The sequence below is a fragment of the Pseudomonas folii genome (assembly GCF_014357575.1).
In the GTDB taxonomy this organism is placed as follows: domain Bacteria; phylum Pseudomonadota; class Gammaproteobacteria; order Pseudomonadales; family Pseudomonadaceae; genus Aquipseudomonas; species Aquipseudomonas folii.
This window is the reverse complement of record NZ_JACONW010000011.1, coordinates 1-14,393: the sequence shown is the minus strand read 5'-3', so window position 1 is coordinate 14,393 and position 14,393 is coordinate 1. Positions and strand designations below refer to the sequence as shown.

Sequence of the window (14,393 nt, the reverse complement as noted above, 5' to 3'; positions counted from 1 at the left end):
TTTAGTTATCTGGCCGCTTCTGGATCATTTTTTCCCGGGGGCTGTGGTTTGGCTTCTTGCCTAGATATAGAAATAAAGAAGAAAAGTATTTAAAGCTTCTTTATAGAGCTTATTAAAGCAATGCAGGCGATCCTCTGTGGATAACCTGCTTTAGCCCTTTTAAAACAAGCTGTACAGAGGATGACAACACTGTCGAGAAACGGTGCTCTGCCTGTGCTGCGCTGTCGGAAAACCTGTGTGTGGAATGGCGTTTTATCCACAGGTCGCTTATCCACAGATTTCAACCCCGAGTTATGCAATGGGCTGAAGATGGGTTATCCACAGAGCTTATGCACAAGCCGTCGGTCGGTTTTATTCGAGATAAATTGCGGATTTATCCCGTTAGACAGGCCACCTACATGTGGATAAGTACAAGCGCGGTCGGTACAATGGCGGCTGTTTTTGCCTCACCGGCTTTTAACCTAGGGGATGTCCGTGTCATTGGAACTTTGGCAGCAGTGCGTGGAGCTTTTGCGCGATGAGCTGCCTGCCCAGCAATTCAACACCTGGATCCGTCCGCTACAGGTTGAAGCCGAAGGCGACGAGTTGCGTGTCTATGCACCTAACCGTTTTGTTCTCGATTGGGTAAACGAAAAATACCTCGGTCGTTTGCTCGAACTGTTGGGGGAGCATGGTCAAGGGATGGCACCTGCGCTTTCTCTATTAATAGGCAGCAAGCGCAGTTCTGCGCCTCGCGCGGCCCCGAACGCGCCATTGGCTGCGGCGGCCTCGCAGGCAATAGCAGCGAGCCAGCCTGTTAGTCAGGCACCCGCTCCCGCTCAAGTCCCTGCCCCAGCACCAGTACAGCCATCGCAGGTTAACGACGAACCCTCTCGTGACAGCTTCGACCCAATGGCTGGTGCCAGTTCCCAACAGGCCCCTGCTCGTGCTGAACAGCGTACGGTCCAGGTAGAAGGTGCGCTCAAACACACCAGCTATCTGAATCGCACGTTCACTTTTGAGAACTTCGTCGAAGGTAAGTCGAACCAGCTGGCCCGGGCTGCGGCCTGGCAAGTGGCTGATAACCCCAAGCATGGCTATAACCCGCTCTTTCTTTATGGCGGCGTCGGCCTGGGTAAAACTCACTTGATGCACGCTGTGGGTAATCATCTTCTCAAGAAGAACCCGAACGCCAAGGTTGTTTACCTGCATTCGGAGCGTTTCGTGGCCGACATGGTCAAAGCGCTGCAGTTGAACGCGATCAACGAGTTCAAGCGTTTCTATCGTTCTGTGGATGCATTGCTGATCGACGATATTCAGTTTTTCGCCCGCAAGGAACGTTCTCAGGAAGAGTTTTTCCACACGTTCAATGCTCTGCTTGAAGGCGGCCAGCAGGTCATTCTGACGAGCGACCGGTATCCGAAAGAGATTGAGGGGCTGGAAGAGCGCCTGAAGTCGCGATTTGGTTGGGGCCTGACAGTTGCTGTCGAGCCTCCTGAGCTTGAAACCCGCGTCGCGATCCTGATGAAAAAAGCGGATCAGGCGAAGGTAGATCTGCCTCACGATGCGGCTTTCTTCATTGCACAACGCATTCGTTCCAACGTGCGTGAGCTTGAAGGTGCACTCAAGCGTGTAATTGCCCACTCGCACTTCATGGGCCGTGAGATCACTATCGAGTTGATCCGCGAATCATTGAAGGACCTGTTGGCACTGCAGGACAAACTCGTGAGTGTGGATAACATCCAGCGCACTGTCGCCGAGTACTACAAGATCAAGATTTCCGACCTGTTGTCCAAGCGTCGTTCCCGATCTGTAGCCCGTCCGCGTCAGGTGGCGATGGCATTGTCCAAGGAGCTGACCAACCACAGTTTGCCGGAGATCGGTGATGTGTTTGGCGGACGCGACCACACGACTGTATTGCACGCGTGTCGAAAAATTAATGAATTGAAGGAATCCGACGCGGATATTCGCGAGGACTACAAGAACCTGCTGCGTACACTGACCACTTGATGACATCAGCGCAGCTTATTAAGGCAAGGGACTAGACCATGCATTTCACCATTCAACGCGAAGCCCTGTTGAAACCCCTGCAATTGGTCGCCGGCGTTGTTGAACGCCGCCAGACCCTGCCGGTGCTCTCCAACGTGCTTCTGGTCGTCGAAGGGCAGCAGCTCTCGTTGACCGGCACTGATCTTGAAGTCGAACTCGTTGGCCGTGTTCAGCTAGAAGAACCTGCTGAGCCGGGCGAGATCACTGTCCCTGCCCGCAAGCTGATGGACATTTGCAAAAGCCTGCCGAACGACGTGCTGATCGACATCAAGGTCGATGATGCAAAGTTGATCGTCAAGGCTGGTCGTAGCCGCTTCACGCTGTCGACGTTGCCTGCCAATGACTTCCCTACTGTTGAAGAAGGTCCTGGTTCGCTGACCTTCAACCTGGTGCAGAGCAAGTTGCGTCGTTTGATCGAGCGCACAAGCTTTGCAATGGCTCAGCAGGACGTTCGTTATTACCTCAACGGCATGTTGCTGGAAGTGAGCGCCGGTATTCTTCGCGCTGTTGCCACCGACGGTCACCGTTTGGCCATGTGCTCGATGACTGCTGATATCGAACAGGCTGATCGTCACCAGGTGATTGTTCCACGTAAAGGCATCCTGGAAATGGCTCGCCTGCTGACCGAGCAAGATGGCATCGTGAGTATCGTCCTGGGTCAGCATCACATTCGTGCGACCACTGGCGAGTTCACGTTCACCTCCAAACTGGTTGACGGCAAATTCCCGGACTACGAGCGCGTGCTGCCCAAGGGTGGTGACAAGCTTGTGTTGGGCGATCGTCAGGCATTGCGTGAAGCGTTCAGCCGCACGGCGATTCTGTCCAATGAAAAGTACCGTGGTATCCGTCTTCAGTTGGCCAGCGGTCAGCTGAAAATCCAGGCGAACAACCCTGAGCAGGAAGAAGCGGAAGAAGAAATCAGCGTCGACTATAACGGCGCTTCGCTGGAGATCGGGTTCAACGTCAGCTACTTGCTCGACGTGCTGGGCGTAATGACTACCGAGCAAGTTCGTCTGATTTTGTCTGACTCCAACAGCAGTGCGCTGGTACAGGAATCAGATAACGACGACTCAGCTTATGTAGTTATGCCGATGCGCCTGTAACCATGTTCAGCAGAAGCTAGATGTCTCTTAGTCGCGTCTCGGTCACCGGGGTGCGCAATCTGCACCCGGTGACCTTCTCCCCCTCCCCCCGTATCAACATCCTTCACGGCGCTAATGGCAGTGGCAAAACCAGCGTGCTGGAAGCCATCCATTTGCTCGGCCTCGCCCGCTCGTTTCGTAGCGCTCGACTGCTACCGGTGATCCAGTACGAACAACCGGCTTGTACGGTCTTTGGCCAGGTAGATCTGGTTGAAGGTGGGCACAGCAATCTCGGTGTTTCCCGAGATCGTCAGGGTGACTTTCAAATCCGCATAGATGGGCAGAATGCTCGTAGCGCTGCGCAGCTCGCGGAGACATTACCTCTGCAACTCATCAATCCCGACAGCTTCCGCTTACTCGAAGGTGCGCCCAAGATCCGCAGGCAGTTTCTGGATTGGGGAGTGTTCCACGTGGAACCTCGTTTCATGGCTACTTGGCAGCGCCTCCAGAAGGCCCTCAAGCAGCGTAACTCGTGGCTTCGGCATGGTACACTTGACGGCGCTTCGCAAGCGGCTTGGGACCGTGAACTGTGCCTGGCCAGCGATGAAATAGATGAGTATCGGCGGTCGTACATCAAAGCGTTGAAACCCGTCTTCGAGCAGACTCTCAGCGAGCTAGTTGAACTCGAGGGTTTGACCCTGAGCTACTACCGAGGATGGGACAAGGAAAAAGACTTGAGCGCTGTGCTCGCCTCTTCCCTCCATCGCGATCAACAGATGGGCCATACGCAAGCAGGACCACAACGAGCTGATTTACGACTCAGGTTAGGTGCGCACAATGCGGCAGATATCTTGTCGCGGGGTCAGCAGAAACTCGTTGTGTGCGCGCTACGTATTGCCCAAGGCCATCTCGTCAGTCAGGCTCGTCGCGGTCAGTGTATTTACCTGGTCGACGATTTGCCCTCGGAACTGGACGACCAGCATCGCCGCGCGCTTTGCCGCTTGCTTGAAGACTTACGCTGCCAGGTTTTCATTACCTGTGTAGACCACGAATTATTGAGGGACGGCTGGCAAACGGAAACGCCAGTCGCTTTGTTCCACGTGGAACAAGGCCGTATCACCCAGACCCACGATCATCGGGAGTGATTGCATGAGCGAAAACCAAACGTACGACTCCTCCAGTATCAAGGTACTGAAAGGGCTAGATGCCGTACGCAAGCGTCCCGGAATGTACATCGGTGACACTGACGATGGCAGCGGTCTCCACCACATGGTGTTTGAGGTTGTTGATAACTCGATCGACGAAGCTTTGGCTGGCCATTGCGACGACATCACTATCACCATCCACCCTGACGAATCCATTACCGTTCGTGATAACGGCCGTGGCATTCCGGTAGACGTGCACAAAGAAGAAGGCGTATCGGCAGCAGAGGTCATCATGACTGTGCTCCACGCTGGCGGTAAGTTCGACGACAACTCCTACAAAGTATCTGGCGGTCTGCACGGTGTAGGTGTGTCCGTAGTTAACGCGTTGTCCGAATTGCTTCTGCTGACTGTGCGTCGTAGCGGCAAGATCTGGGAACAGACTTACGTTCATGGTGTTCCACAGGAACCCATGCGTATTGTGGGTGACAGCGATACCACCGGCACCGAGATCCACTTCAAACCTTCCGCCGAGACCTTCAAGAACATCCACTTCAGCTGGGACATTCTGGCCAAGCGGATTCGTGAACTCTCCTTCCTTAACTCTGGCGTAGGTATCGTTCTTCGTGACGAGCGCAGCGGCAAAGAAGAGCTGTTCAAGTACGAAGGTGGTTTGCGCGCTTTCGTTGAATACCTGAATACCAACAAGACTGCGGTCAATCAGGTTTTCCACTTCAACATTCAGCGTGACGATGGCATTGGCGTCGAGATCGCTTTGCAGTGGAACGACAGCTTCAACGAGAACCTGTTGTGCTTCACCAACAACATTCCACAGCGTGACGGCGGTACTCACCTGGTGGGCTTCCGCTCTGCGTTGACGCGTAACCTTAACGCTTATATCGAGCAGGAAGGTCTGGCCAAGAAGCACAAGGTCGCGACCACCGGCGACGATGCTCGTGAAGGTCTGACCGCGATTATTTCGGTAAAAGTACCGGACCCGAAATTCAGCTCGCAGACCAAAGACAAGCTGGTTTCTTCCGAGGTTAAAACCGCAGTAGAGCAGGAGATGGGTAAATATTTCTCTGACTTCCTGCTGGAAAACCCGAACGAAGCCAAGGCAGTTGTCGGCAAGATGATCGATGCCGCGCGCGCGCGTGAAGCGGCTCGTAAGGCTCGCGAGATGACCCGTCGTAAAGGTGCACTGGACATCGCCGGTCTGCCGGGCAAGCTTGCTGACTGCCAGGAAAAAGACCCTGCCCTTTCCGAACTGTATCTCGTGGAAGGTGACTCTGCTGGCGGTTCAGCCAAGCAGGGGCGTAACCGTAAAACCCAAGCGATCCTGCCTCTCAAGGGTAAGATCCTTAACGTCGAGAAAGCGCGTTTCGACAAGATGATCTCGTCGCAAGAAGTCGGCACTTTGATCACCGCCCTTGGCTGTGGCATCGGCCGCGATGAGTACAACATCGACAAGCTGCGTTATCACAATATCATCATCATGACCGATGCTGACGTCGACGGTTCTCACATCCGTACCCTGCTGCTGACCTTCTTCTTCCGTCAGCTGCCAGAACTGATCGAGCGCGGCTATATCTACATCGCTCAACCGCCGTTGTATAAGGTCAAGAAAGGCAAGCAAGAGCAGTACATCAAAGACGACGAGGCCATGGAAGAGTACATGACCCAGTCGGCTCTTGAAGACGCGAGCCTGCACCTGAATGAGTCTGCACCTGGTATTTCCGGTGAATCGCTTGAGCGTCTGGTCAACGATTTCCGCATGGTCATGAAGACCCTCAAGCGTCTGTCGCGCTTGTATCCGCAGGAGCTGACCGAGCACTTCGTTTATCTGCCACCTGTCACTCTGGAGCAGCTGTCTGACCACGAAGGCATGCAAGCCTGGCTGGCGCTGTTCGACGCTCGTCTGCGTGTAGGTGAGAAGTCGGGTCTGGTCTACAAAGCCAGCCTGCGTGAAGATCGCGAACGTAATGTCTGGTTGCCAGAGGTCGAACTGATCTCCCACGGCCTGTCCAACTACGTGACCTTCAACCGTGACTTCTTCGGCAGTAACGACTACAAGACCGTAACCGCTCTCGGCCTGCAGATCAGTACTCTGCTTGAAGAAGGTGCTTACGTTCAACGTGGTGAGCGTAAGAAGCAAGTCACCGAGTTCAAGGAAGCCTTGGCCTGGCTGATGGCAGAAAGCACCAAGCGTCACACCATCCAGCGATACAAAGGTCTGGGTGAAATGAACCCTGATCAGTTGTGGGAAACTACGATGGACCCATCGGTTCGCCGGATGCTCAAGGTCACCATTGAAGACGCTATTGGTGCAGACCAGATCTTCAATACCTTGATGGGTGACGCGGTAGAACCTCGCCGCGACTTCATCGAGAGTAACGCTCTGGCGGTTTCTAACCTGGACTTCTAAAAGGTCTGTCTCGGTTAGCCAACAAAAACCCCGGTCATTGAGCCGGGGTTTTTTTTAACCAACATTCCACAACGCTGATTTCGAGAGCCCACCGCGAACGTCCCACAGATGATATGTGTTCCACGTGGAACAGAATCGAGTCGAAGCTCAGGTTGGTCCAATGGCACTTTCCAAGGGCTCGGATGCTCCATCTGTAGGAACTTGTTCGCGAAGCGTTGGCTATGCAAACCGATGAGTTCGTGTCGTCAACAGATCGACCTTCCCCTCAGCTCACCTTTTCCGATCCTCCCCCATGATCAACCATATCTGCCGACGCTCTGCTGAAGCCATTGATCACAATGTAAAGCAGTGGGCCGATCGACAGGAACAAGGCCGTTATCAAAAAATAAGGAAGGAGCGATACGGTTGAATGACCTCTAGCGTGTGCATCCCGATACATCCAGACGCAAGCAAGGAAACCGAGCAAGTAGAGGTCAACGACCACCTGTGCAGTGTCTGGACGGGAAATGAGCTCGATGCCGAAAGCGATTAGTGATTGCTCAGACAGCCACATGGTGCCCGCCGTATACAACGAGAAAACCACCAAAGTGGCCAATGCGAGGTAGGGTCTGTTCATCAGTCTTCCTTGAGCAATCAGCGATAAGCTTTCCAGCTAAGTTAGTGATATTTTCGCCACAGGATCAATGACCTCACAGGTCATGGACTCCCTCAACTCCCGCCGTTAGAGTCGATGAATGAAGCCCTTACCTTTTCTTCGATCCGTTCCCTCAGTTGATGCCGGTGAGCAGTTACGGCAATTGCGCCGTCAGGCCCGATTGAGCCAACTTGATCTGGCTTTGATTTCTGGCGTGTCTCAGCGCCACCTGAGTTGCATTGAGACAGGACGTGCCAGACCCGGTCCTTCTACTTTGCATAACCTGCTGACGGCGCTCGAGGCACCCTTGGAGCATTGCAATAGAGTGTTTCTCGCGGCCGGTTATGCGCCCCGTTACGAAGCAACTCCCCTTACCTCTCCGGGTATGAAAGCGGTTCGCGAAGCTATTACTCATCTACTTCACGCCAACAACCCTGCCCCTGCCATTGTCATGGGCAGTGAGTGGGATGTGGTGGCTGCGAATGTAAGCGTCGGAGTTTTGTTTGATCTGGTAGGCCTTGATGCCGCTGCAGCCAACGGACTCAATCTGCTCGAAACGCTATTGCAGCCCGGCGGGTTAGGCGACCATTTAATCAATGTTGACGAGGTCAGGTTAGTGGCCTGGCAAAGAGCCGCAAGAGAGAGCTTGAGTAATCACAAATTGGCAGCTCTCTTGAAAGGTCTGCCTGTGCCAAGCGGATCTTTAGCGCTGACCAATGAACCACCCCCGCTGTTATTCACCCGAATCAACGCAAAGCAGGGTGAATTGAAATTCATGTCCACGTTTACAACATTCGGTATGCCGCTAGACGTCACCATGGAGTCGTTGCGTATAGAGCACCTGATCCCTGCTGATACGAGAACCTGGAACGTCATGACCCAAGCCTACGAAAAGGTGAAAGCCGGGTTACCTGAGGGTGGCACTAAACAGTAATAGTGTTATTCATGTGCATAAAGGATTCGCATAAATTCCAGACATAAAAAACCGACCCCGAAAGGTCGGTTCTAGACGCTCATAAAAACTTATGCACGTTTTTGGCTCTTTAATGAGCATCGGAAATAAGCAGTAAATCCAAGGCTTTGCCGCCGATTTTTACGAAAAAAACAAAAACAGTGCACAGGTTATCCACAAAACTCAGATAACCGCTTCTTCCTTGTTCGACACCGGTACGGTGATTGAGCCCAAAGCTTTCTGAGTGTCTTCGTTCCAGGTTTGAACCCGATCGTTCAGGGCTGCAATGGCGCGTGGGCCTTCGCCCTCTGCGTACATCGGTTCGCCGATCACGACCTGAATAGTCCCTGGCTTTTTCGCCCAGCCTTCCTTCGGCCAGTACTTGCCAGCGTTGTGCGCAATCGGCAGGACGGGCAGGTTTGCATTCACCGCCAAGGCAGTGCCCCCGCGAGAGAACTTACCAACCTGGCCAAACGGGACCCGGGTGCCTTCCGGGAAGATCAGTACCCAGACACCGTCCTTGAGCAGCTCATCGCCCTTCTTCGCAATTTGCTTGAGTGCTGCTTTGGGGTTCTCACGATCAATTGCGATAGGACGCAGCATGGCCATCGCCCAGCCAAAGAACGGTACATACAGAAGTTCACGCTTGAGCACTTGGCTCAGTGGTGAGAAGTACTGTGACAGGAAGAAGGTTTCCCAGGTGCTCTGGTGGTTGGAAATGATCACGCAGGGCGTCTTGGGGACATTTTCCGCACCGGTCACTTCAACCCGGATATTCAGAAATACTCGGGTCAACCAGATTGCACAGCGGCACCAGTAGACATTGATGAAGCGATAGCGAGCCTTGAAAGGCAGGAACGGGGCGATGAAGAAGCTTAACGTGCACCACAGCAGAGAGCTGGTGCCTAGCAACAGGTAGAAAAGAACGGTCCTGATTGCCTGGATGATCGACATAGTTGCTTTTACCGTGCGGGCAAGTGCCCGTTCATCAAGCGTACCGCTAGTTGTTTTGCGGAGCGCTATTGTGGATAAGTTCTGCGGCAACGGCCGCGAGATCGTCAAAAACCAACGTACTGACGGGGAGCGACCCTGCCAGTGTTTTCTCTCCTTTGCCGGTTTTAACCAAAACCGGTTGTGAGTCGACGGCCATTGCGGCCTTAAGGTCGCTGCTGCTGTCGCCCACAAACCACGTTCCCGCCAGCTCCACCTGGTAGTGTCGGGCGATGGTCTGCAGCATGCCCGGCTTCGGCTTGCGGCAATCGCAACCTTCATCGGGCCCGTGTGGGCAATAGACGATCAAACCGACTTCGCCACCCTGCCCCGCCACTAGTTCACGTAAACGCGCGTGCATGGCGTCCAGGGTCGCGAGGTCGTAATAACCTCGGGCGATGCCGGACTGGTTGGTCGCGACTGCAACCGTCCAGCCGGCCTTGCTCAGCTGCGCAATCGCCTCGATCGAGCCGGTAATCGGAATCCACTCCGCCACCGACTTTATGTAAGCGTCGGAGTCGTGATTGATGACTCCATCCCGATCGAGGATCAGCAACTTCACAATGCGCCCCTTCTTCAGCCTAGCAGCGAGATGTCAGCGACACCCAGGAACAGGCCACGCAGACGTGCCAGCAGCGCATAGCGGTTGGCGCGCACGTTGGCGTCCTCGGCGTTGACCATCACGGCTTCGAAGAACGCATCAACCGGTTCACGAAGGGCTGCCAGACGTGCGAGGGTCTCGCTGTACTGACGCGCTTCTGCCATCGGCTGCACATCTTGATCCGCTTGCTTGATAGCCGAGTACAGCGAGAACTCGTTAGCGTTATCGAAATACTTGGGCTCGACGGTCTGGGCAATGTTGCCCTCAGCCTTGCTCAACAGATTCGACACGCGCTTGTTCACCGCGGCCAGTGCTGCAGCTTCCGGCAGTTTGCGGAACGCCTGAACGGCTTGAACACGCTGATCGAAGTCCAGCGCCGAACCTGGTTGCAGGGCTCGAACCGACAGGTAAACCGCCACTTCAACGCCTTCGTCTTCGTAGCGCGCACGCAGGCGGTCGAAGATGAATTCCAGTACCTGTTCCGACAGACCGGCAGCTTTGACCTTGGCACCGAACTGACCCACTGCAAACTTCACAGTCTCGATCAGATCCAGGTCCAGTTGCTTCTCGATCAGAATGCGCAGGATACCCAGCGCCGCACGACGCAATGCGTACGGGTCTTTACTGCCGGTAGGCAGCATGCCGATACCGAAGATACCGACCAGGGTGTCCAGCTTGTCAGCGATGGCCACTGCCGAACCGGTCAAGGTCGTCGGCAGGTCAGCACCTGCACCGCGGGGCATGTATTGCTCGTTCAGTGCCAGCGCTACATCGTCCGTTTCGCCGTCAGCCTTGGCGTAGTAGTAACCGGCGATACCCTGCATTTCAGGAAATTCGCCCACCATCTCGGTGGCCAGGTCGCACTTGGACAGCAGACCGGCGCGCGCAGCGCGTTGAGCATCGCCACCGATACGTGGCGCGATGAATGCGGCCAGTTTCGAAACGCGTTCAGCCTTGTCGAAAACGCTGCCCAACTGAGCCTGGAACACGACGTTCTGCAGACGCTCGTTGAAGGTTTCCAGCTTCTGCTTCTTGTCCTGCTTGAAGAAGAACTCAGCGTCAGTCAGACGTGGACGAACGACTTTCTCGTTACCCAGGACGATCTGCTGTGGGTCTTTGCTTTCGATATTCGCAACGGTGATGAAGCGTGGCAGCAACTTGCCGTCGGCATCCAGCAGGCAGAAGTACTTCTGGTTGTCCTGCATGGTGGTGATCAGGGCTTCTTGCGGCACTTCCAGGAAGCGCTCTTCAAACGAGCACACCAGCGGAACCGGCCACTCGACCAGCGAAGTCACTTCGTCAAGCAAGCCTGGCGGCACGATGGCAGTGCCTTCGTGTTGGGTCGCCAGTTCGTCGACACGCTTGGTGATCAGTTGACGACGTTCGTTGAAGTCAGCCAATACATACGCGTTGCGCAGATCGCTCAGATAGCTGGCTGGCGAGGTGATGCGAACGCTTTCCGGGTGGTGGAAGCGATGGCCGCGGGATTCACGGCCAGCAGTCTGGGCCAGGATTGTGCAATCGATGACCTGATCGCCAAACAGCATGACCAGCCATTGGGTCGGACGCACGAACTCTTCCTTGCGGGCACCCCAGCGCATGCGCTTGGGAATCGGCAGGTCATTCAGGGAGTCTTCAACGATAGTCGGCAGCAGGCTCGCGGTTGGCTTGCCAGCGATGTTCTGGCTGTAACGCAGCTTGGGACCACTCTGATCGATTTCGCTCAGATCAACGCCGCACTTCTTGGCAAAGCCCAGTGCCGCCTGAGTCGGGTTGCCTTCCGCGTCGAAAGCCGCCTGACGTGGCGGGCCGTCAAGGTTGATGCTGCGATCCGGCTGTTGCGTGGACAGGTCGGTAATCAACACGGCCAGACGACGCGGTGCGCCATAAACCTGCTTGGCGCTGTAAGTCAGCCCCGCAGACTGCAGGCCTTTTTCGATACCGGCCAGAAACGCATCGGCCAACGTGTTGAGCACTTTCGGTGGCAGCTCTTCGGTACCCAGTTCAACCAGGAAATCTTGAGCACTCATTGTTGCGCCTCCAGCTTGGCCAGCACTTCGTCACGTAAATCAGGTGGAGCCATCGGGAAGCCCAGCTTGGCGCGAGCCATCAGATAGGCTTGAGCGACAGAACGAGCCAGGGTACGAACACGCAGGATGTACTGCTGACGAGCAGTTACCGAGATGGCGCGACGGGCGTCCAGCAGGTTGAAGGTATGGGAAGCCTTCAGAACCATTTCGTAGCTCGGCAGCGGCAGCGGCTGATCCAGTTCGATCAGGCGCTTGGCTTCGCTTTCGTAGAAATCGAACAGTTCGAACAGTTTGTCGACGTTGGCGTGCTCGAAGTTGTAAGTCGATTGCTCCACTTCGTTCTGGTGGAACACATCGCCGTAAGTCACGCGGCCGAACGGACCGTCAGCCCAGACCAGGTCATAAACCGAGTCAACGTTCTGCAGGTACATCGCCAGACGTTCCAGGCCGTAGGTGATCTCACCGGTCACGGGGTAGCATTCGATGCCGCCCGCTTGCTGGAAATAAGTGAACTGCGACACTTCCATGCCGTTGAGCCAGATTTCCCAGCCCAGACCCCAGGCGCCCAGAGTCGGCGATTCCCAGTTGTCTTCAACGAAGCGCACGTCGTGGACCAGCGGGTCCAGACCGACATGCTTCAACGAGCCCAGATACAACTCCTGGAAGTTATCAGGGTTTGGCTTGAGAACTACTTGAAACTGATAGTAGTGCTGCAGGCGGTTCGGGTTTTCACCGTAACGGCCGTCAGTCGGACGGCGGCTTGGTTGTACGTAGGCTGCGTTCCAGGTTTCCGGGCCTACGGCGCGCAGAAACGTGGCAGTGTGGAAAGTGCCGGCGCCTACTTCCATATCGTAGGGCTGAAGTACCACACAACCTTGCTCGGCCCAGTATTGCTGGAGGGCGAGGATCAAGTCTTGGAAGGTACGCACGGCTGGCGTAGGCTGGCTCACGAAATTCACCTGTACTGGGGCTGCGATTTAAAGAGCGGGAGTATACCCGATTCAGCAGCACCTCCACCCTTGGAAGCCCTATGCCACGCTGCTATTGGTGCAACGAAGAGCCGATTTACATCGATTATCACGATCAGGAGTGGGGCGTGCCGTTGCGCGACGCGCAGAAGCTCTTCGAGTTGCTTTTGCTCGAAGGGTTCCAGGCCGGTCTTTCATGGATCACCGTTCTGAAAAAGCGCGCGCGTTATCGCGAGGTGATGTTCGGGTTTGATGTGCACCGGATTGCCGCCATGACCGATGCTGAAATCGACGTCCTGATGCAGGAGCCGGGCATCATCCGTAACCGTCTCAAGCTCAACGCCGCCCGGCGTAATGCGCAGGCGTGGTTGAAGCTGGACGATCCGGTTGAATTCCTCTGGTCGTTTGTTGGCGGTGAACGGAAGATCAACCATCGCAAGGACCGCAGCGAAGTCCCGGCCATCACGCCAGAAGCCGAGGCCATGAGCAAGGCGTTGAAGAAAGCAGGGTTTACCTTTGTGGGGCCGACCATCTGTTATGCCTACATGCAGTCGAGCGGCATGGTCATGGACCATACCGTGGATTGTGATCGATACGCGGTTTTGGTCCGCTGACGGTTACAATGGCCGCCTTGAGTTTTGGGGAGTGATCTGTGGAAAAGTTTAAAGGTGCCCTCATGGTGGGCGCATTGCGACTGTTTGCCTTGTTGCCCTGGCGCGTTGTGCAGTGGGTCGGTGCAGGCATCGGCTGGTTGATGTGGAAACTGCCGAACCGTTCGCGTGAGGTTGCGCGCATCAATCTGGCTAAATGCTTTCCGGAAATGGACCCTGCCGAGCGCGAGCGTCTCGTCGGCCGCAGCTTGATGGACATCGGCAAAACCCTCACCGAAAGCGCCTGTGCCTGGATCTGGCCTGCTCAGAAATCCATCGATCTGGTGCGTGAAGTCGAAGGCCTCGACGTCCTCAAGGATGCCTTGGCGTCCGGTAAAGGCGTCGTTGGCATCACCAGTCACCTGGGCAACTGGGAAGTGCTCAATCACTTCTACTGCAGCCAGTGCAAGCCGATCATTTTCTACCGTCCGCCCAAACTCAAGGCGGTCGATGACCTGTTGCGCAAACAGCGGGTACAACTGGGTAACCGTGTGGCGGCGTCCACCAAGGAAGGCATTCTCAGCGTCATCAAGGAAGTGCGCAAAGGCGGCTCGGTGGGTATTCCGGCCGATCCAGAGCCAGCGGAATCAGCGGGGATTTTCGTACCGTTCTTCGCCACTACAGCCCTGACCAGCAAGTTTGTGCCTAACATGCTGGCGGGTGGTAAAGCCGTCGGCGTGTTCCTGCATGCCATGCGCCTGCCGGACGGTTCGGGTTACAAAGTAGTGCTGGAAGCTGCACCCGAGGCCATGTACAGCACCGACACTGCAACGTCGGCGGCGGCCATGAGTCAGGTGGTGGAGAAATATGTGCGGGCGTATCCAAGCCAGTACATGTGGACCATGAAGCGCTTCAAGAAGCGCCCTGCCGGAGAGGCTCGCTGGTATTGAT

At 55.3% G+C, this 14,393-nt stretch carries 12 protein-coding genes; 7 read left to right on the top strand and 5 right to left on the bottom strand.

What is annotated here, in order from left to right; all coding sequences use genetic code 11:
• Positions 1-474 precede the first annotated feature (474 nt).
• The 4 genes from dnaA to gyrB are packed head-to-tail and all read left to right on the top strand — an operon-like array spanning position 475 to position 6,677.
• Positions 475-1,989 (top strand): chromosomal replication initiator protein DnaA, encoded by a 1,515-nt coding sequence (gene dnaA / locus H8S59_RS04310; RefSeq protein WP_095093278.1) that lies wholly within the window; start codon positions 475-477, stop codon positions 1,987-1,989.
• A 38-nt stretch (positions 1,990-2,027) separates the two neighbouring features.
• Positions 2,028-3,131 (top strand): DNA polymerase III subunit beta, encoded by a 1,104-nt coding sequence (dnaN, locus tag H8S59_RS04305; protein ID WP_095093131.1) that lies wholly within the window; start codon positions 2,028-2,030, stop codon positions 3,129-3,131.
• A gap of 20 nt (positions 3,132-3,151) precedes the next feature.
• Positions 3,152-4,255, top strand: a complete 1,104-nt coding sequence (gene recF, locus H8S59_RS04300; RefSeq protein ID WP_095093132.1) for a DNA replication/repair protein RecF — start codon at positions 3,152-3,154, stop codon at positions 4,253-4,255.
• Between the two features lie 4 nt (positions 4,256-4,259).
• Positions 4,260-6,677, top strand: a complete 2,418-nt coding sequence (gyrB, locus tag H8S59_RS04295) for a DNA topoisomerase (ATP-hydrolyzing) subunit B (protein ID WP_027901575.1) — start codon at positions 4,260-4,262, stop codon at positions 6,675-6,677.
• 265 nt (positions 6,678-6,942) lie between these two features.
• On the opposite strand, the gene H8S59_RS04290 is transcribed toward gyrB, so the two are convergent.
• Positions 6,943-7,293 carry a DUF2834 domain-containing protein gene (locus H8S59_RS04290; protein WP_095093133.1) on the bottom strand — a complete coding sequence of 117 codons (351 nt, stop codon included), beginning with the start codon at positions 7,291-7,293 and terminating at the stop codon, positions 6,943-6,945.
• A gap of 118 nt (positions 7,294-7,411) precedes the next feature.
• Here H8S59_RS04290 and H8S59_RS04285 point away from each other — a divergent pair, with 118 nt between their 5' ends.
• Positions 7,412-8,245 (top strand): helix-turn-helix domain-containing protein, encoded by an 834-nt coding sequence (locus tag H8S59_RS04285; protein WP_187520612.1) that lies wholly within the window; start codon positions 7,412-7,414, stop codon positions 8,243-8,245.
• 201 nt (positions 8,246-8,446) lie between these two features.
• On the opposite strand, the gene H8S59_RS04280 is transcribed toward H8S59_RS04285, so the two are convergent.
• Genes H8S59_RS04280 through glyQ form a run of 4 tightly spaced genes read right to left on the bottom strand, consistent with a single transcriptional unit; the run spans position 8,447 to position 12,834 of the window.
• On the bottom strand, positions 8,447-9,217 hold the full coding sequence (locus H8S59_RS04280; RefSeq protein WP_095093135.1) for a lysophospholipid acyltransferase family protein: 771 nt from the start codon (positions 9,215-9,217) through the stop codon (positions 8,447-8,449).
• A gap of 46 nt (positions 9,218-9,263) precedes the next feature.
• The gene (gene gmhB / locus H8S59_RS04275; RefSeq protein WP_187520611.1) at positions 9,264-9,815 is read right to left on the bottom strand and encodes a D-glycero-beta-D-manno-heptose 1,7-bisphosphate 7-phosphatase; all 552 of its coding nucleotides are present in this window, start codon (positions 9,813-9,815) and stop codon (positions 9,264-9,266) included.
• A 14-nt stretch (positions 9,816-9,829) separates the two neighbouring features.
• The gene (gene glyS / locus H8S59_RS04270) at positions 9,830-11,884 is read right to left on the bottom strand and encodes a glycine--tRNA ligase subunit beta (protein WP_187520610.1); all 2,055 of its coding nucleotides are present in this window, start codon (positions 11,882-11,884) and stop codon (positions 9,830-9,832) included.
• Positions 11,881-12,834, bottom strand: a complete 954-nt coding sequence (gene glyQ / locus H8S59_RS04265; protein WP_020292021.1) for a glycine--tRNA ligase subunit alpha — start codon at positions 12,832-12,834, stop codon at positions 11,881-11,883. The genes glyS and glyQ overlap by 4 nt, the downstream gene beginning before the upstream one ends.
• An 80-nt stretch (positions 12,835-12,914) precedes the next feature.
• Here glyQ and H8S59_RS04260 point away from each other — a divergent pair, with 80 nt between their 5' ends.
• Positions 12,915-13,466, top strand: a complete 552-nt coding sequence (locus H8S59_RS04260; RefSeq protein WP_187520609.1) for a DNA-3-methyladenine glycosylase I — start codon at positions 12,915-12,917, stop codon at positions 13,464-13,466.
• A gap of 38 nt (positions 13,467-13,504) precedes the next feature.
• Positions 13,505-14,392 carry a lysophospholipid acyltransferase gene (locus tag H8S59_RS04255; RefSeq protein ID WP_087269473.1) on the top strand — a complete coding sequence of 296 codons (888 nt, stop codon included), beginning with the start codon at positions 13,505-13,507 and terminating at the stop codon, positions 14,390-14,392.
• The last annotated feature ends 1 nt before the right edge of the window (position 14,393 follow it).